Here is a 16,979-nt window from a genome sequence, read left to right as displayed (position 1 = left end):
TGTTGCCTTGGCTGTAGTAACCCTGACCCTGCTGTGCCTGTTCTACTTCATCACTTTCAGGCGGACCCGTTCCCCGTTCAGCGGCTGGTGGTGTTCGGCGCTGTTGCTCTTCCTGACCGGATCCGCGTCCTATCTGTGGGACGGCACGGTCCACCAAGTGTGGGCAAACCCGCTGGGAAATACCTTGCTGGTCGGCGGCGCCGGAGCCATGTGGGCAGGGGCCCGGTCGCTGCGGACGAGCATTCCGAGGTTGTGGTCCTTGACGGCGGGGCCTTTTGTGACGGGCGTCGTTTCGGTGTTTGACCACCCGGCCACGAACGACTGGTCCGGCGGCCCGGTCATGCTGGGCATGATGGCGCTGATGCTGGGGCTATCGTGCCGCGAACTCTTCCTGCTCGACGTCGACTACTCCAGGGTGCACCGCCCCCTCGCCTACGGCTCAGCGCTCCTGGCCCTCTTCTATCTTGGACGCCTGACCGTTTTTGTCATTGACGGCCCCCATGGGCCGGTGTTCGTCACCTACTTCGGCTCCGTGGTGACGACCCTTCTCACCACGATGATCCTTGTGCTCGCATCCTTCACCATGGCCGAGTTGAGCAACGAACAACTGACCCGTGACCTTCGGGCGCGGGCCACGGTTGACGGGCTCACCGGGCTATTGAACCGCACCGCCTTTGTGGATCTGGCAGAGAACGAACTGCGCCGCCTGGGCAACGCCCGCACCACGGCCTCGCTGGTTCTGGCAGACCTGGACCACTTCAAGGCTGTCAACGACCAGTACGGCCATGCGGCCGGGGACGTCGCGTTGCAAACCTTCGCCGCAGCGTGCACGGCCTCGGTCCGTTCAACCGACCTCGTGGGACGCTATGGCGGCGAAGAGTTCGTCCTGCTGCTCCCGGGCGTCAGCCCGGAACGTGCCGGCGAGATGGCGGCCACGATCAGCCGCCGGTTGCAGGAGGCACAGCCGAACGTTGAGGCGCGGCTTCCTACCGTGAGCTATGGGATTGCCTCGACGGGCCCCGGCCGGGTGGATCTGCAGGCCCTGATCGCGTCGGCCGATGCCGCTCTTTACCGCGCCAAAACGCTCGGCCGGGACCGGTCGGTACTGGCCGCCAGCCTCCGCGAGGAGCAGACGGCCTGAGCCTCGGTCCACGGCTGCGGCTAGGAAATAACCCCGTCCACCAGGGCCTTGGCTTCGGCCTGCACCTGCTTCAGGTGCTCCGCGCCCTTGAACGACTCGGCGTAGATCTTGTAGACGTCCTCGGTGCCCGACGGCCGGGCCGCGAACCAGGCGTTCTCGGTGACCACTTTCAATCCGCCGATGGCAGCGCCGTTGCCGGGCGCCTCGGTCAGTTTGGCGGTGATGGTTTCGCCGGCCAGTTCCGTCGCGGTGACGTCCGACGGCGACAGCTTGCCCAGGGCGGCCTTCTGCTCGCGCGTTGCGGCGGCGTCGATCCGGGCGTAGACGGGGTCGCCGAACTTGTCGGTCAGGCCCTTGTACAGCTGCGACGGCGACTTGCCCGTCACCGCCGTGATCTCGGACGCCAGCAGCGCCAGCAGGATGCCGTCCTTGTCCGTGGTCCAGACGCTGCCGTCCATTTTGTTGAACGACGCGCCGGCGGATTCCTCCCCGCCGAAGGCACCCTCGCCGGACAGCAGCCCGGGGACGAACCACTTAAAGCCCACCGGCACCTCGACGAGCTTCCGGCCGAGGCTTTCGGCCACCCGGTCGATGATCGAGGAGGACACCAGGGTCTTGCCGATAACGGACTGCGGGTTCCACCCGTTGCGGTGCCGGTACAGGTAGTCGATCGCGACGGCGAGGTAGTGGTTCGGGTTCATCAGCCCGCCGTCCGGCGTGACAATGCCGTGCCGGTCGGCGTCGGCGTCGTTGCCGGTGGCGATGTCGAAGGGTGCGGACCCGTCCGCACCAACAGCCATGCGGTTGATCAGGGAGGCCATCGCCGACGGCGAGGAGCAGTCCATCCGGATCTTTTCATCCCAGTCCAGCGTCATGAAGGCCCACTGCGGGTCCACCGTCGGGTTCACCACGGTGAGGTTCAGGTGGTGGCGTTCGCCGATTTCGCCCCAGTAGTCCACGGACGCACCGCCCATGGGGTCGGCGCCGATCCGGACGCCCGCCTCGCGGATCGCGTTCAGGTCCAGCACCGAGGGCAGGTCATCGACGTAGCTGGACAGGAAGTCGAACTTGCCGGTGGTGCCGGCAGCCATGGCGTCCGCGATCGGAACCCGCTTGACCCCGCGCAGTCCGTTCTCCAGCAGTTCGTTGGCGCGGTTGGCGATCCAGCCTGTGGCGTCGGTGTCCGCCGGGCCGCCGTGCGGCGGGTTGTACTTGAAGCCGCCGTCGCCGGGCGGGTTGTGGCTCGGCGTCACCACGATGCCGTCGGCCTGCGGCGCGCCTGCGGCGGAGTTGTTGTTGTGGGTCAGGATGGCGTGGCTCAACGCCGGGGTGGGCGTGTAGCCGTGGCGGGCGTCGATCAGCACGTGCACGCCGTTCGCGGCAAGCACCTCAAGCGCGGAGTTCTGCGCCGGCTCGCTCAGGGCATGGGTGTCCTTGGCGAGATACAGGGGGCCGGTGATGCCCTGGCCCGCCCGGTATTCCACGATCGCCTGGGTGATCGCGAGGATATGCGGTTCGTTAAACGACGCCTTGAGGCTTGAGCCCCGGTGCCCGGAGGTGCCGAAGGCGACCCGCTGCCCGGGGTCGCCGAGATCCGGCGAAACGTCGTAGTACGCGTCCAGAAGCGCAGTGAGGTCAACAAGGTCTTGGGGTTGGGCAACTGTGCCCGCGCGGCTAGCCATGGCTCCAGCATGCCAGACGAGGGGGTGCCGCGACATGGTTTCGCCCGAATCGGACCGCTGTGACGCCGCGCGTCCGGCTGGGGGAAACGGCGCGGCGCTAATCTTGACGTACACACGTCAGAGGGGATTTCCATGACCGAGCAGCCCACGTCCGGGTATGACGAGGCGCACCGAGGCTACCAGCCGCCGCCGTATCGTCCGCCATACGGTGGCGACGGCCATGTTCCGCCGATGCCGACGGCAGCCCCGCACCTCGGCCAGCCGGCCGGCAGTTACGCCGCCTACGGCCAGCCGGCCGGGCCGTACGCGGACGCTTACGGCCAGCCGTATTACTACGGCGTGGCTCCCGCGCCTAGGGGCCTGAGTATCGCGAGCCTGTGCTGCGGCATCGCGTCGTTCCTCGGCTTCGGCTTCTTCCTGCTCCCGCAGTTGGCCGCCGTCGTCCTCGGCCACCTGGCGCTGCACCGCGAGCCGGGCGGCAAGGGCCTGGCTATCGCGGGACTGGTCCTTGGTTATGCCGCAATCGCCATCACCCTGCTGGTGGTTGTGATCCTGGGGGTCGCCTTCGCGAACGCGGACTTCATCACCCGGTAAGAGCGGCCACCAGCTGCTCAGCGTTGGCCTCCAGCCAGCCGCGACGGCGGAGGATCAGCCCGCCCACGCCGTCGTCCCACATCCGGGCCCAGCCGCCGCCGAGCGTGGCAGCGTTGTGTGCCATCCGTTCATAGCTCAGCGACGCGGCCTCGATGCCCAGCCCCGGCACCCGGCGTCGTTCGTCCTGGTCCCAGCCGTAGGCATCGGCGAAGATACGGAGCCGCCGGAACGGGTCCACTCCCTCCCAGCCGGGCCACACGTCCGCCGGGTCGCGGAGCGGCGTCCAGTGCATGGCAGTGTTGAAGGAATCCCTGAGCGCCGTGCTGGGTCCGGCGAGGTCGAAGTCCACCAGCCCGGCGGCCAGGCCGTCCCGGACCACCACATTCTGCGGCGTGACGTCCAGGTGGCACACGAGCTCCGCGGGGTCCTGCCTGACGGCGACCGGTGGGATGTAGCGGGGCGGAAACGGGTGGGTGGCCGGCATGAAACCGGCAGAGGCGGTGTGCAGCCGGCGCAGCAAACGGGCCACCGAGGCCAGCAGCTCCTCGGACTGGACCCAGGCCTCGGGCACCGGCCCGGCGCACTGTCCCGGCAGGAAGGTCAGCACGTCCCTGCCCTCCTCGTCCCGGCCCAGGAACCGCGGCGAGCCGTCGAATCCGGCATCTTCGAGCCAGTCGAGGTAGCCTGCGACGGCGAGGCTCTGCGGCTGGTGCGGTCGGCGGATTGTCCCGCCGACCCGCACCACGCCTTCAGTGACATCGCCCACCGGCATGAGTTCGACGTCGGACGCCTCGCCGGGGGCGGGGACGTAGACGCGCGCCTCAACCGGCGGGCGATATCGGATGCTCATTTAGCTCAGCGTACGCCGCCCATGAGCTTCTTGATGGCCGGCGAGGCCGCAGCCAGGCCGACGGCCAGAAGCATCGCCGTGCCGCCGACGCCGATGAAGTACGGCAGTTCGTCGTCGGGGTTGTAGAGCCCCGAGAGCATGCCGGCCAGCGTGGTGCCCAGCGAGACCGAGAGGAAGAACAAGGCAACCATCTGCGTGTGGAAGGCCTTGGGCGCCAGCTTGGTCGTCACGGACAGGCCGATGGGGGAGAGGAACAGTTCCGCCAGCGTGAACAGCAGCAGGATCCCCACCAACGCCAGCAGCGGCGTCTTGCCGTCGCCGGCCAGCGGGATGAACGCCAGGAAGGCCAGGCCCATCACGAAGAGGCCGATCGAGAACTTCAGGGCCGATCCGGGCTGCTTGCGTCCCAGGCGGGTCCACAGGGCAGCCATAACACCGGCGAAGATGATGATGAACACCGGGTTGATGGACTGGACCCAGGCGGCCGGCATTTCCCAGCCGAACAGGTTCCGGTCCAGCTTCTCCTCCGAGTACACGGCGATGAAGGTGAACTGCTGCTGGAAGAGCGCCCAGAACGCGGCGGAGGCGATGTACAGCGGGATGAACGCCGCGACCCGGCTTCGCTCGGTGGCGTTGACCTTCTTGCTGCTGAAGATCAGGACGAAGTAGAGCACCGACGCGCCGATGGCCGCGTACGCCATGGACATGGCGAGGTTGTCAGCGTTGACGACGCCGGTCGCCAGCAGCACGGCGATGATCGCGGCGATCACGGCGAAGAGCAGTCCGTACTTGGTGCGTTCGGCTGCGGGCAGCGCGTTGGGCACCCGGTGGGCCTCTTCGGGCAGCTTGTTGCGGCCCAGGGCGTAGATGGCCAGTCCGACGGCCATGCCGACGGCGGCGGCACCGAAGCCCCAGTGGAAGCCCTGGCTTTCCTGGAGCCAGCCGGTGACCAGCGGGCCGATCAGGGCGCCGGCGTTGATGCCCATGTAGAAGATGGAGAAGCCGGCGTCGCGGCGTTCGTCCTTCTCGCGGTACAGGCTTCCGACCAGGGCGGTGGCGTTGGCCTTCAAGCCGCCGGATCCCACGCCCACCAGCACGAGGCCGGCGATCAGGCCCGGAATCCCGGGGATAAGGGCCAGGGCGATGTGGCCGGCCATGATCATGACCGCGGAACCGAAGAGCACACGCTCGGAGCCGAAAAGCCGGTCCGCGAGCCAGGCGCCCAGGATGGTCGAGAGGTATACGCCGCCACCGTAGGCGCCGACCAGGCTGGCGGCGAGGGCCTTGTTGATTTCGAGGCCGCCTTCAGCGGCCGTGAAGTACATGTAGTAGAGGAGGATCCCCTGCATTCCGTAGAAGGAGAAGCGCTCCCACATTTCTACGGAGAAGAGGCTGGCCAGCATTTTCGGGTGGCCAAAAAACGAGGTATCGCCCGGCGTTGTAGCGGGGGGATTGGCTAAATGAGTTGTGCTCATTTACTTAATGCTGACACCGCGGCGCGCGATTGTCACATCCGCGGCGCTCCGGGGCAAGTCAATTCGAGGGTGTTTCGCGGACCCGCTTTGCCGGGAGCGTCGGCCGAAGGGGACCCCGCGGCCAGGCTAGCCGGCGTCGAACATGATGACCTGGCGGACGGCCTTGCCGTCGGCGAGCTGGTCCATGGCCTGGTTGATGTCCGCCAGCGCGATCCGGGAGGAAATGAGCTCCTCGACCGGCAGCTTCCCGTCCCGCCACAGCTGCGCGTACTTGGGAATGTCCCGGGCCGGCACGGCCGAGCCGAGGTAGCTGCCAATGATTGTGCGGGCCTCCGCAGTGATGGTCAGCGGGGAGAGTTGCGCGCGGGCGTCGGGAGAGGGCAGCCCGGCCGTGATCGTGGTGCCGCCGACGTCGGTGGCCGCGAAAGCGGTCTCGAACGCCCGCGCGCTGCCGGCGCATTCGACGACGAATTTGGCTTTGATGCCTTGTTCGGCCAGTTGCTGCGGGGTGTACGTTTCGTGCGCGCCGAGGCGGCGGGCGTGCTCCAGTTTCTCGTCCAGGGTGTCGACGGCGACGATCCGGGAGAGGCCCTGGGAGACCGCAGTGATCAGCGCGGCCATGCCGACGCCGCCAAGTCCCACGATCATGATGCTGTCCTCGGGCCGGGGTTTGGCGGCGTTCAGCACTGCGCCGCCTCCGGTTAGCACCGCGCAGCCCAGGACGGCGGCGATGTCCGCCGGGATGTCGTCGCCGACCGGCACCGCGGAGGCCCGGTCCACGACGGCGTGGCTGGCGAAACCGGAAACGCCGAGGTGGTGGAAGATCGGTTCTCCGGAGCGGCTCAAATGCATGGACCCGTGCAGCAGGGTGCCCTCGTTGTTGCTCTTGGAACCGGCGGTGCAGGGCAGCCGGCCGTCCGCTGCGCAGTTGGCGCACTGCTCGCAGCGCGGCAGGAAGGACATGACCACCCGCTGGCCGGGCTGCAGGTCGGTGACGTCGGCGCCGACCTCGACGACGCGGCCGGCCGCTTCGTGGCCGAGCAGCATCGGCACCGGGCGCACCCGGTTGCCGTCGACGACGCTGAGGTCCGAGTGGCAGATGCCGGCCGCCTCGAGCCGGACGAGGATTTCCGTCGGTCCGGGGGCGGAGAGCTCCAGCTCCGCGATACTGATCGGTTTGGACTCCGCGAAGGGCCGGGGGCGGCCGATTTCCTCCAGTACTGCACCGGTGATCTTCATCGATCCCTCTCGTGTCGTTAACCGCGTTGGCACCAGTAAACCCCACGCGGCCGCGGCCGGGGTAATCCCCGCGGGGGCAGCTTAAAGGCCGAGTTGCCCGGCCACCTGCAGCAGCAGCGCCTCGGATCCCATCGGGCCGACCAGTTGGATTCCCATCGGCAGGCCGGCGCCGGGCGGCCCGCCGGTCCAGTGCACCGGAATGCTGATTGCGGGAAGCCCGCAGACGTTGACCAGCGAGGACCACGGGGCAAACTCGCACTGCTTGCGGTAGTCGTCGTCCGCGTCGGCGGGCCACTCGGCGGGCCAGTAGCCGTCGCCGTGCGCGGCGCCGGTGAACCAGCCCACCGGCCGGGGCGTTTGAGCCAATGTCGGGCTCAGCACCAGGTCCCAGGCCGAGAACTGGGCAACAGTGTCCCGCTGGAACTGGCGCAGGAACCCGAGGGCCTCGTTCAGCTTCGCCGCGCTGCGCTGCTGGGCGCGCCGCCGGAAGGTGCGGGTCAGCGGGGTCAGGAGGGCCTCGCGCTGCGGCGCGATGCGGGCGCTCCCGACGCCGGCGGTCCACGCCGTCGTAAACGCGCCGGGGTAGCGGTTGTCATAGCGGATGGCGGCCTCGCCGGTCTCGTGCCCGGCCGCCTCCAGCAGCCTGATGCCGGTCTGGAGTGCATCGAGGGCTTCGCGGTCCGGGGTGTAAGGGAAGACGGCCTGCCATGGACTGTCCAGGCTGACGCCGATCCGCAGCGGGGGTGGCTCCTGGCCGGCCAGTTGCAGGTAGCTGCGCCGGCGGCCGGCTGGTTCTCCGGCCCGTTCTCCGGGTGATTGGCGGGTTGGTGGCGGCGGGACCAGCGCGTCGAGCATCAGGGCGGCGTCCGCCGCGGAACGGGCCAGCGGACCGGCGACCACCAGCCCGGCGGGGTCGCCGGTGCTTTCCCCGGCCGGGACCAGCCCGCGGCCCGGTTTCAGTCCCACCAGGCCGCAGGCGGCGGCGGGGATGCGGATGGACCCGCCGCCGTCGGATCCCGGGGCGAAGGGAAGCAGGCCGGCGGCCACGGCGGCCGCGCTGCCGCCGGAGGAACCGCCGGAGCTGCGGCTCAGCGCGTACGGGTTGCGTGAGGGCGGGGCGATCCGGTTCTCGCTGTAGGCTGTCAGCCCGAATTCCGGGACCTGCGTCTTGCCCAGCGAGATGACGCCGGCGCCCTTCAGTGTGGCGGCCAGGGCGCCGTCGTCGGCGGCGGGCTTGTGCTCCAGGGCGGCGCTGCCGTGCGTGGTGACCACGCCGGCGACGTCGGTCAGGTCCTTGAACGCGGTCGGCATGCCGTGCAGCAGCGGCAGGGCCGCCCTGCGTTCGTCGTCCGCCGCGCGTACATGCCGGCGGTCCGCCGCGTCGGCGTCCTGGAGGGCCTGCTCTGCGGTGACGGTGATGAATGCGCCAAGGTGCGGGTTGTCGGCCGCGATGCGGTCCAGGAAGTGCGCCGCGGCCTGGCGCGCGGAGAGCTCGCCGGAGCGCAGGGCGTCGCGGAGCGCGACGGCGGACAACTCGTGGATCTCAGCCAATGGTCTCCTTTGCGCTCTCCAGAAGCGTAACCTGCCACCTGTTTGGCCCCGGCCCCGATCGCTGGCGATACGCTGGAGGGAGACCTTGATTTCAGCGGAGAGGACGACCATGAGCGACATCGACACCGTGACCGTTTCCGACATTCCCGAAGCGGCGCGGATCCTGGACGTACGCGAGGACTACGAATGGTCGGCCGGCCACGCCGAGCACGCCGTCCACATTCCCCTCGACCAGCTCCCGGCCCGGCTCGACGAACTGGATCCGGACGAGGACCTGTATGTTATCTGCCGCACCGGCGGACGTTCCTTCCGCGCTGCGCAGTGGCTCGTCGGCCATGGCTACTCAGCGTTGAACGTGGCCGGCGGCATGGACCAGTGGCTCGAGAACGGCCTGCCGCTCGTGTCCGACAACGGGCTCAAGCCCGTCATCCTGTAAACGAAAGAAGAACCATGTCCGCGTCAACTGTCACCTATACCTTCCTCGGCCCCGAAGGCACGTTCACCGAGGCGGCGTTGATGCAGGTGCCAGGCGCCGCGGAGGCCATCCGCATCCCCTCCTCGAACGTCAACACCGCGTTGGACAAGGTCCGCGACGGTTCGGCCGACGCGGCGATGGTGCCGATCGAGAACTCCGTGGAGGGCGGCGTCACGGCAACCCTCGACGCGATCGCCACCGGCCAGGAACTGCGGATCCTCCGCGAGGCCCTGGTGCCGATCAGCTTCGTGCTGGTGGCCCGGCCCGGCCTGCGGATCGAGGACATTCGCAGGGTGTCCACCCACGGTCACGCCTGGGCGCAGTGCCGGCTCTGGGTCGACGCCAATATGCCGAATGCGGAATACATCCCGGGATCCTCCACCGCCGCGGCCGCAATGGGCCTGCTGGAGGATGTCCCGCACTACGACGCCGCCATCTGTGCGCCCATCGTCGCGGCCGAGCAGCCCGGCCTGGCGGTGCTCGCGGAAAACATCGGCGACAACCCCGGCGCGGTGACCAGGTTCGTGCTGGTGGGGCGCCCCGGAGTGCTGCCGGAACGGACCGGCGCGGACAAGACCACGGTGGTGGTCCCGCTGCCGGAAGACCGGCCAGGCGCGCTGATGGAAATCCTGGATCAGTTCGCCACCCGGGGCGTGAACCTGAGCCGGATCGAATCCCGTCCCACCGGCCAGTACCTCGGCCACTACTTCTTCAGCATCGACGCGGACGGCCATGTGGGCGACGCCCGGGTGGCCGACGCGCTGGCCGGACTGCACCGGATCAGTCCGGCGACACGCTTCCTTGGCTCCTACGGCCGGGCTGACGGCCAGCGCGCCGAGGTGGCGCCGCACACCTCCGACCAGGCATTCCGTGCCGCCCATGCATGGGTCGAAGACATACTCACGGGGGCATCTGTGGTTCAGGAATATAAGCCCCAGGCTTCGCCCACAGCGTAGGCAAATGCCACATGCGGCACTTCCACCCCTTGGAAACTGTGCGTATGCTTGCCTGATCTATTGGGGTAGTCCTCTACCGGAAGGAGCGGGTCATGGCTGGCACCAGCACAGAAAATGACGGCCAGGGAATGATTGTCAATCCCAAACCGACGGCCGAAAACCAGGACTGGGACGGCGACGACGCCGACCGTGCGGACCGGCTGCGCTTCGAGGAGGAGCAGGCGATGATCCGCGAGCAGTCGGAGGCACGCGCCGCCAAGGCAGCCGCGGACGCGAAGAAGGAAGCCGACGCTAAAAAGGAAGCCAGCTAAGAAGGAAGCCCGCTAAGCCGGCCGGGTCATGGCAGGTGCCGGGCCTGGCTGCTCCCGGACTTGCCGGCCGCCCCGCCGCCATGGGGCAGTTCCTCGCGGGCGGGGTCCTCCCTAACCCGGACCAGCAGCGAGCGGGGGGCCACCCGGACTGTGACGGTGGTGGCCTCGCCGGACGGATCGCCGTCGACCTGTGTGGGCATCGGTTCGGCGCACTTGATCACTATCTTGCCGGAGCGGTAATACGTCATCACCGGCAAGTTTCTTTTGTGCTTCAGCACAATCTTCCAGTACATCGCCAGCCAGCCGATCGCGCTGCGCGGGCTCATCACCACCACGTCCAGCATGCCGTCGTCGATCATGGCCTGAGGGATGAAATCGATTCCGCCGGGGATCAGCCCGCAGTTCGCGAACAGCACGCTGCGGATCTTCCGGGACTGCTCCGGCTGGTCGTCAAGGGCGATGGAGACCCTCTTGCGGCGCCCGGGAAGGTGCCGCACACCGGCCTCGGTGTAGGCGAGCCAGCCCACCGCCTTCTTGAGCCCGTCGTTGGTGTCCCCCACCACCTCGGCGTCCATGCCCATCCCGGCGATCACCAAAAAGGCATGGTCCGCGGACTGCCCGGTCCGGGCGTTCTCCACCCTCATGCGGGCGGTGTCGATGAAGCGCTGGTGTCCGAACAGCGCAATCTCCACGCAGCCGTGCAGGTCCCCGATGTCCAGGTGGACGTTGCGGGCCAGCAGGTTCCCGGTGCCCAGCGGCAAGAGGCCCATGGCGATATCCGTGTGCGCCAGGACGTCCGCCACCACGCGGACGGTGCCGTCGCCGCCGCCCACCAGGACGACGTCGGCCCCGTACTCGACGGCGGCACGGGCCTGCGAGAAGCCGGGGTCCTCGGCGGTGGTCTCGAAGAAGCGCGGGGCCTCCCAGCCGGCCGCCAGGCAGGCGCTCTCGACCAGGACCCGGGCCTCCGCGGACCTGGACTTGATCGGATTGATCACGACGGCGACCTTTTGCCTGACCAGGCCCGGGTTGTGCGTTTCTTCCCAGACGGCACTGCGCGTGTGCTTGGCCTTCAACCGGCGCACACCCCACCAGCTGGAGACGGCAAATACCAGGGCTCCAGCGATGACGAGGTAGAGCAGCCAGTCGCGCATGTTGCTCCAACACTATCCCGCGTGTCCGCCGCGGCAGGACTGCCGAAGGGCGGCCCCCGGATTCGATACTCTTATCTGGTGATCGACGTAAAAGACCTCAGCGAAAATCCGGACAAGTTCCGTGCCAGCCAGCGCGCCCGTGGCGCCGATGAATCCGTGGTGGACGCGATCATCGCCGCGGATTCGGCCCGGCGCGCGGCGCTGATCCGTTTTGAAAACCTGCGCGCCGAGCAAAACGCCTTCGGCAAGAAGGTGGCGCAGGCAAAGGGCGAGGAAAAGCAGGCCCTGCTCGCCGAGGTGAAGGTCCTTGCGGCCTCGGTCAAGGAAGCCTCGGCCGAGGCCGACGTCGCCCAGTCCGCCCAGGAGGAGCTGCTGCGCGGCATTCCCAACCTGGTCGAGGACGGGGTTCCGGCGGGCGGCGAGGACGACTACGTTGTGGTGAAGACGGTGGGGACGCCCCGCGAATTCCCCGACTTTGAGCCGAAAGACCACCTCGAAATCGGCRAACTGATCGGCGCGATCGACATGGAGCGCGGGGCCAAGGTCTCCGGTTCACGCTTCTACTTCCTGCGCGGCGTGGGCGCCCGGCTGGAAATGGCACTGCTTCAGATGGCCATGGAGCAGGCCATCGACGCCGGCTTCGTGCCCATGATCACCCCGACGCTGGTGCGGCCCGAAACCATGCAGGGCACCGGCTTCGACGTCAAGCACGACGCCGAGATCTACCGCCTCGCGGAGGACGACCTCTATCTTGTGGGGACCTCGGAGGTGGCCCTGGCCGGCTACCACGCCGACGAGATCCTGGACCTCTCCGGCGGTCCGATCCGCTACGCCGGGCAGAGCTCCTGCTACCGCCGCGAGGCCGGTTCGCACGGGAAGGACACCCGCGGCATCATCCGGGTCCACCAGTTCAACAAGGTGGAGATGTTCATCTACACCACGGTTGAAGAGGCCGCTGCCGAGCATGCCCGCCTGCTGGCCTGGGAAGAGGAAATGCTGGCCAAGTGCGAGCTGCCCTACCGCGTGATCGACACCGCCGCCGGCGACCTTGGCACCTCCGCGGCCCGCAAGTTCGACTGCGAAGCCTGGGTCCCCACCCAGGGCGCCTACCGCGAGCTGACCTCCACCTCCAACTGCACCACCTTCCAGGCGCGCCGGCTCAACATCCGTGAACGCGTGCTGAACGAGGAGGGCGCCCCCAAGGGCACCCGCGCGGTTGCCACCCTCAATGGGACCCTCGCCACGACCCGCTGGATCGTCGCCATCCTGGAACACCACCAGAACCCGGACGGCTCGGTCAACGTCCCGGCGGCGCTGCAAAAGTACCTCGGGGGCATGACGGTCTTCCCCGTCCTCTAGCCCACCCGCCGCCGGCAGCTGTTCACCGACGCTTCACGTGCCGCTGTGGCGCGCGTCCTAGCAGCTGTCGGCGGTGTCTGCTCTACTTATTGGATGACTACATTGACTGAAGCCTCAGTCGCTGGCAACGATGACCAGCGAGATGCAAACGAAAAAATGATGATCGCCCTCGACGTCGACGGAACCCTCGTCGACCATGACGGGCACATGTCCGTCCCCGTCCGGGAAGCCGCCCAGGCCGTGGTGGCCGCCGGGCACGAGGTGATGATCGCGACGGGCCGCTCGCTCAACGCCACGCTGCCCATCATCGAGCACATCGGCATTGAAAGCGGCTACGCGGTCTGCTCCAATGGCGGCGTCACGCTGCGCGTGGATTCCGGACTGGCCGACGGCTACGAGGTGCTGCACAAAGCCACCTTCGACCCCGGGCCGGCGCTCCGGGCGCTGCGCAAGCGGCTGCCCTCGGCCAAGTATGCGCTCGAGGACGAGAACGGCAACTTCCTCTCCACCGAACGCTTCCAGGACGCCAGCTTCGGCGTCGAGGCAATCGGTGTCGACTTCCAGACCATGCTGGAGGCCACCGCCGTGCGCGTCGTGGTGTTCAGTTCGGAGAACACGCCAGAGGAATTCAACGCGGCCATCCGCCACGTGGGCCTCGCCGGCGTCACCTACTCCGTCGGCTGGACGGCGTGGCTGGACATTGCCGCCGCCGGCGTCACCAAGGCCAGCGCCCTGGAACACCTGCGCGGACGGCTGAGCATCGAGGCGCACCGTACGGTCGCCGTCGGCGACGGCCGCAACGACATCGAGATGCTCACCTGGGCACGCCGCGGCGTGGCGATGGGCCAGGCGCCCGCGGAGGTGATCGCCGCCGCCGACGAGGTCACCCACTCGGTCTACGACGACGGCGCCGCCCACGTGCTGCGCAGCATCCTCCTCTAAGACACCGGCGCGGACGCCGGTGCGGGCGCGCCGGCCCTAGCGGACGTCGAGGATCAGGCCCAGCAGCCGGGCGGCGGCGGGCCGGGCCGCGTGTTCCTCGTTCCACTGCGCCCGGGCCACGGCCTTGCTGACGGCCTGCGTGGTGATGCCGAGTTCCTCGGCCACCGCCTTCTGCTGCCCGCGCACGCCGGGGGTCAGCAGGTCCAGCACCCGCCACTCGGCGGCGCTCCGGTCGTGCACAATGTGGCCCAGCAGCCGCAGCACGGCCTCGGCTTCCGCGGCCAGATCAGCGAACGGGCCTTCCACCGCCACCGGGATGCGTTCCTTGCCGTTTCTCAGCCGGTCCACGGCGCGGCGGGCGTAGACGAGCCCGTGGCCGGACGCGTCCTTGATCTGGTTCGGCAGCGGTTCGTTGACCGGGCCGACGCCGATTCCGACGTACCAGGCCCCCGTCCGCAGGGCGATCAGCGCCGCCTCGACGGCCTGACGCGGGCAGTCCAGGATGCCCTGGACCTCGTCCTCCACGGAACGGTCGAAATCCAGGCGCGCCGGAATGTGCCGCAGGTCCTTGAGGAGCTGCGGCACACGGTCGCCGTCGCGCCGGCTGTCGGTTTGGTTGATGGTCAGCGTGAACATACTGGATGCCACACTACCGCGTGGCAAACGGGAGGCAAGCCCGCAGGGTGCGCCTGATGCCGGCCACGTAACAACCCCGCCGCGGCCCCCGCCGGGACACCCGGCGGGCTTGTCTCTGGACCTGGGAGATGTTGCGATGGGGGGAGACGCTGCCGACGGCGGCACGGACCGGGGCGGAGTGCATCAGTGGGTAATGGGTTGGAACAGGGGACAGGGCAGCGGACCGCGGAGACGGCGGGCAGGGACGAACTTGACCTCGTGGACCGGTGGTGGCGGGCCGCCAACTACCTCTCGGTAGGCCAGATCTATTTGCGCTCCAATCCGTTGCTTCGTGAGCCGCTGAGCGCCGGGGATACCAAGTCCCGCCTGCTCGGCCACTGGGGCACCACTCCAGGATTGAACTTCATCTATGCGCACCTGAACCGGGTCATCCGCCGGGATTCGCAGGAGATGCTGTTCGTCGCCGGGCCGGGCCACGGCGGACCGGCCGTGGTGGCGAACGGCTGGCTGGAGGGCACCTACTCGGAGATCTACAGCAACGTGGGCCCGGACGAGGACGGGCTGGCCGAGCTGTTCCGGCAGTTCTCCTACCCCGGCGGCATCCCCAGCCACGCCGCCCCGGAAACACCGGGCTCCATCAACGAGGGCGGTGAACTCGGGTACTCGCTGGCCCACGCCTACGGCACGGTGTTCGACAACCCCCGGCTGATCACCGCCGTCGTGATCGGCGACGGCGAGGCGGAGACCGGGCCGCTGGCCGCGAGCTGGCACTCCCACAACTTCCTGGACCCGGCGGCGGACGGGGCCGTGCTGCCGATCCTGCACCTGAACGGCTACAAGATCGCCAACCCGACGATTCTCGCGCGGATGCCGGAGGCCCAGCTGGAGCAGCTGCTGCGCGGGTACGGCCACAAGCCGCACTTCGTAACCGTCACTGACCCGGAGGACACCGCCGCGGCGCACCGCGATTTTGCCGCGGTGCTGGACGAGTGCCTGGCGGAAATACGGGCCATCCAGGCCGAACGGCGCGCCGGCGGCTGGAACGGTGACGACGCTCCCGCCGCCGCGTGGCCGATGATCGTGCTGCGCTCGCCCAAGGGCTGGACCGGGCCGAAGACGGTTGATGGGCTGCAGGTGGAAGGCACCTGGCGCAGCCACCAGGTGCCACTCGCCGAAGTCCGCACCAATCCCGAGCACCTGGCCCAGCTCGGGCAGTGGCTGGAGTCCTACCGCCCGGAGGAACTGTTCGACGGCGCCGGGCGGCTCCGGCCGGAGGTGGCCGCGAACGCCCCGGGCGGCGAGCTGCGGATGAGCGCCACCCCGCATGCCAACGGCGGCGTCCTACTGCGCGACCTGAAGCTGCCCGGCTACGCCGACCACGCGGTGGAGGTCGCCCAGCCGGGCCGGGAGCGGGTCAGCGCCATGATCACCCTCGGCTCCTGGATGCGGGACGTGATAGCGCTCAACCCGGATACCTTCCGGCTCTTCGGCCCGGACGAGACCGCGTCCAACCGGCTGCAGGACGTCTACGAGGTCACGGACAAGGTCTGGCAGTACCGGATCGAGGCCGTCGACGAGCACCTGGCCCGCGCCGGCCGGGTGATGGAGGTCCTCAGCGAACACCTGTGCCAGGGCTGGCTGGAAGGCTACCTGCTCACCGGCCGGCACGGGGTGTTCAGCTGCTACGAGGCGTTCATCCACATTGTCGATTCGATGTTCAACCAGCACGCCAAGTGGCTCAAGGTGCACCGCGAGCTGCCGTGGCGCCAGCCCGTCGCCTCGCTGAACTACGTGCTCTCCTCGCACGTCTGGCAGCAGGACCACAACGGCTTCTCGCACCAGGATCCGGGCTTCATCGACCACGCGGTGAACAAGAAGTCCGAGGTCATCCGGGTCTACCTGCCGCCGGACGCGAACACGCTGCTCTCGGTGATGGAGCACTGCCTCGGTTCGCGGGACTACGTCAACATCGTGGTCAGCGGCAAACAGCCCTCGCCCACCTGGCTGGGACCGGCCGACGCCGCGCACCACTGCCAGCGCGGCCTGGGAATCTGGGAATTCGCCGGTTCCGAGGTCCCGGGCGAGGAGCCCGACGTCGTCCTGGCCTGCGCGGGGGACGTCCCCACGGTGGAGACCGTCGCGGCGGCCGAACTGCTCAAGGAAGGGGCACCCGGGCTGAAGATCCGGGTGGTGAACGTGGTGGACCTGATGCGGCTCCAGGATGCCGCCGAACACCCGCACGGCCTCTCCTCCCGGGACTTTGACGGCATCTTCACCGCGGACAAGCCGATCATTTTCGCGTACCACGGCTACCCCTCGCTGATCCACCGGCTGGCCTACCGCCGCACCAACCAGGAGGGCCTGCACGTGCGCGGTTACAAGGAGGAAGGCACCACGACGACGCCGTTCGACATGGCGATGCTCAACGGGATCGACCGCTACCAGCTGGCCATCGACGCAATTGACCGGGTGCCGGGGCTGGCCGAACGGCACTCGCTGCTGCGCCAGTCGCTGCAGGACCGGCGCATCCGGGCCCACAACCACACCAGGGAGCACGGCGAGGACGCGAAGGAGATCAGCGGCTGGACCCTCGGCGGCGAATAGCCTGCCCCGC

Annotated in this window: 15 protein-coding genes; 8 read left to right on the top strand and 7 right to left on the bottom strand. The window is 68.5% G+C overall.

Features of this window, described 5'->3' with window-relative positions; all coding sequences use genetic code 11:
- Positions 1-7: 7 nt before the first annotated feature.
- The gene (locus AC1DGE_RS08565) at positions 8-1,141 is read left to right on the top strand and encodes a GGDEF domain-containing protein (RefSeq protein WP_476893019.1); all 1,134 of its coding nucleotides are present in this window, start codon (positions 8-10) and stop codon (positions 1,139-1,141) included.
- A 20-nt stretch (positions 1,142-1,161) separates the two neighbouring features.
- Here AC1DGE_RS08565 and pgm read toward each other — a convergent pair whose 3' ends face one another.
- Positions 1,162-2,823 (bottom strand): phosphoglucomutase (alpha-D-glucose-1,6-bisphosphate-dependent), encoded by a 1,662-nt coding sequence (pgm, locus tag AC1DGE_RS08560; RefSeq protein ID WP_441418163.1) that lies wholly within the window; start codon positions 2,821-2,823, stop codon positions 1,162-1,164.
- Between the two features lie 132 nt (positions 2,824-2,955).
- Here pgm and AC1DGE_RS08555 point away from each other — a divergent pair, with 132 nt between their 5' ends.
- Entirely contained in the window at positions 2,956-3,417 is a 462-nt protein-coding gene (locus tag AC1DGE_RS08555; protein ID WP_441418162.1) for a DUF4190 domain-containing protein, read from the top strand.
- Here the strand turns inward: AC1DGE_RS08555 and AC1DGE_RS08550 are convergent.
- From AC1DGE_RS08550 to AC1DGE_RS08535, 4 genes are all read right to left on the bottom strand, one after another.
- Positions 3,407-4,267 carry a phosphotransferase gene (locus AC1DGE_RS08550; protein ID WP_441418161.1) on the bottom strand — a complete coding sequence of 287 codons (861 nt, stop codon included), beginning with the start codon at positions 4,265-4,267 and terminating at the stop codon, positions 3,407-3,409. The genes AC1DGE_RS08555 and AC1DGE_RS08550 overlap by 11 nt on opposite strands.
- Positions 4,268-4,272: 5 nt before the next feature.
- Positions 4,273-5,742 carry a peptide MFS transporter gene (locus AC1DGE_RS08545; protein WP_441418160.1) on the bottom strand — a complete coding sequence of 490 codons (1,470 nt, stop codon included), beginning with the start codon at positions 5,740-5,742 and terminating at the stop codon, positions 4,273-4,275.
- 126 nt (positions 5,743-5,868) lie between these two features.
- Positions 5,869-6,981 carry an alcohol dehydrogenase catalytic domain-containing protein gene (locus AC1DGE_RS08540; RefSeq protein WP_441418159.1) on the bottom strand — a complete coding sequence of 371 codons (1,113 nt, stop codon included), beginning with the start codon at positions 6,979-6,981 and terminating at the stop codon, positions 5,869-5,871.
- Positions 6,982-7,062: 81 nt separating this feature from the next.
- Positions 7,063-8,532 carry an amidase gene (locus AC1DGE_RS08535; RefSeq protein ID WP_441418158.1) on the bottom strand — a complete coding sequence of 490 codons (1,470 nt, stop codon included), beginning with the start codon at positions 8,530-8,532 and terminating at the stop codon, positions 7,063-7,065.
- A gap of 109 nt (positions 8,533-8,641) precedes the next feature.
- Between AC1DGE_RS08535 and AC1DGE_RS08530 the strand changes: the two genes are divergently transcribed.
- The 3 genes from AC1DGE_RS08530 (at position 8,642) to AC1DGE_RS08520 (ending at position 10,274) form a co-directional block, all read left to right on the top strand.
- Positions 8,642-8,968 (top strand): rhodanese-like domain-containing protein, encoded by a 327-nt coding sequence (locus AC1DGE_RS08530; RefSeq protein ID WP_175323936.1) that lies wholly within the window; start codon positions 8,642-8,644, stop codon positions 8,966-8,968.
- A gap of 14 nt (positions 8,969-8,982) precedes the next feature.
- Positions 8,983-9,963: a prephenate dehydratase gene (gene pheA / locus AC1DGE_RS08525; RefSeq protein WP_441418157.1), complete on the top strand. Its 981-nt coding sequence runs from the start codon at positions 8,983-8,985 to the stop codon at positions 9,961-9,963.
- 92 nt (positions 9,964-10,055) lie between these two features.
- The gene (locus AC1DGE_RS08520) at positions 10,056-10,274 is read left to right on the top strand and encodes a hypothetical protein (protein WP_175323934.1); all 219 of its coding nucleotides are present in this window, start codon (positions 10,056-10,058) and stop codon (positions 10,272-10,274) included.
- Between the two features lie 26 nt (positions 10,275-10,300).
- On the opposite strand, the gene AC1DGE_RS08515 is transcribed toward AC1DGE_RS08520, so the two are convergent.
- Positions 10,301-11,428, bottom strand: a complete 1,128-nt coding sequence (locus AC1DGE_RS08515) for a diacylglycerol/lipid kinase family protein (protein WP_476893018.1) — start codon at positions 11,426-11,428, stop codon at positions 10,301-10,303.
- A gap of 78 nt (positions 11,429-11,506) precedes the next feature.
- Here AC1DGE_RS08515 and serS point away from each other — a divergent pair, with 78 nt between their 5' ends.
- The gene (gene serS / locus AC1DGE_RS08510) at positions 11,507-12,787 is read left to right on the top strand and encodes a serine--tRNA ligase (RefSeq protein ID WP_476917272.1); all 1,281 of its coding nucleotides are present in this window, start codon (positions 11,507-11,509) and stop codon (positions 12,785-12,787) included.
- Between the two features lie 93 nt (positions 12,788-12,880).
- Entirely contained in the window at positions 12,881-13,729 is an 849-nt protein-coding gene (locus tag AC1DGE_RS08505; protein ID WP_441418154.1) for an HAD family hydrolase, read from the top strand.
- A 36-nt stretch (positions 13,730-13,765) separates the two neighbouring features.
- Here AC1DGE_RS08505 and AC1DGE_RS08500 read toward each other — a convergent pair whose 3' ends face one another.
- Positions 13,766-14,365 (bottom strand): hypothetical protein, encoded by a 600-nt coding sequence (locus tag AC1DGE_RS08500; protein WP_441418153.1) that lies wholly within the window; start codon positions 14,363-14,365, stop codon positions 13,766-13,768.
- A gap of 198 nt (positions 14,366-14,563) precedes the next feature.
- Between AC1DGE_RS08500 and AC1DGE_RS08495 the strand changes: the two genes are divergently transcribed.
- A complete protein-coding gene (locus AC1DGE_RS08495; protein WP_476893016.1) occupies positions 14,564-16,969 on the top strand; it encodes a phosphoketolase family protein in 2,406 nt (801 codons plus the stop codon).
- The last annotated feature ends 10 nt before the right edge of the window (positions 16,970-16,979 follow it).

The organism is Arthrobacter sp. 05N425 (genome assembly GCF_056397125.1).
Note: the sequence above shows the minus strand (reverse complement) of the source record. Positions and strands in the feature narration are given on the sequence as shown.

Excerpts from the sequence above, each read along its gene's own strand:
- pheA (WP_441418157.1), top strand. The coding sequence starts at position 8,983 with ATGTCCGCGTCAACTGTCACCTATACCTTCCTCGGCCCCGAAGGCACG.
- AC1DGE_RS08520 (WP_175323934.1), top strand. The coding sequence starts at position 10,056 with ATGGCTGGCACCAGCACAGAAAATGACGGCCAGGGAATGATTGTCAAT.
- AC1DGE_RS08505 (WP_441418154.1), top strand. The coding sequence starts at position 12,881 with ATGACTACATTGACTGAAGCCTCAGTCGCTGGCAACGATGACCAGCGA.
- pgm (WP_441418163.1), bottom strand. The coding sequence starts at position 2,823 with ATGGCTAGCCGCGCGGGCACAGTTGCCCAACCCCAAGACCTTGTTGAC.
- AC1DGE_RS08530 (WP_175323936.1), top strand. The coding sequence starts at position 8,642 with ATGAGCGACATCGACACCGTGACCGTTTCCGACATTCCCGAAGCGGCG.
- AC1DGE_RS08550 (WP_441418161.1), bottom strand. The coding sequence starts at position 4,267 with ATGAGCATCCGATATCGCCCGCCGGTTGAGGCGCGCGTCTACGTCCCC.
- AC1DGE_RS08500 (WP_441418153.1), bottom strand. The coding sequence starts at position 14,365 with ATGTTCACGCTGACCATCAACCAAACCGACAGCCGGCGCGACGGCGAC.
- AC1DGE_RS08540 (WP_441418159.1), bottom strand. The coding sequence starts at position 6,981 with ATGAAGATCACCGGTGCAGTACTGGAGGAAATCGGCCGCCCCCGGCCC.
- AC1DGE_RS08515 (WP_476893018.1), bottom strand. The coding sequence starts at position 11,428 with ATGCGCGACTGGCTGCTCTACCTCGTCATCGCTGGAGCCCTGGTATTT.
- AC1DGE_RS08555 (WP_441418162.1), top strand. The coding sequence starts at position 2,956 with ATGACCGAGCAGCCCACGTCCGGGTATGACGAGGCGCACCGAGGCTAC.
- AC1DGE_RS08545 (WP_441418160.1), bottom strand. The coding sequence starts at position 5,742 with ATGAGCACAACTCATTTAGCCAATCCCCCCGCTACAACGCCGGGCGAT.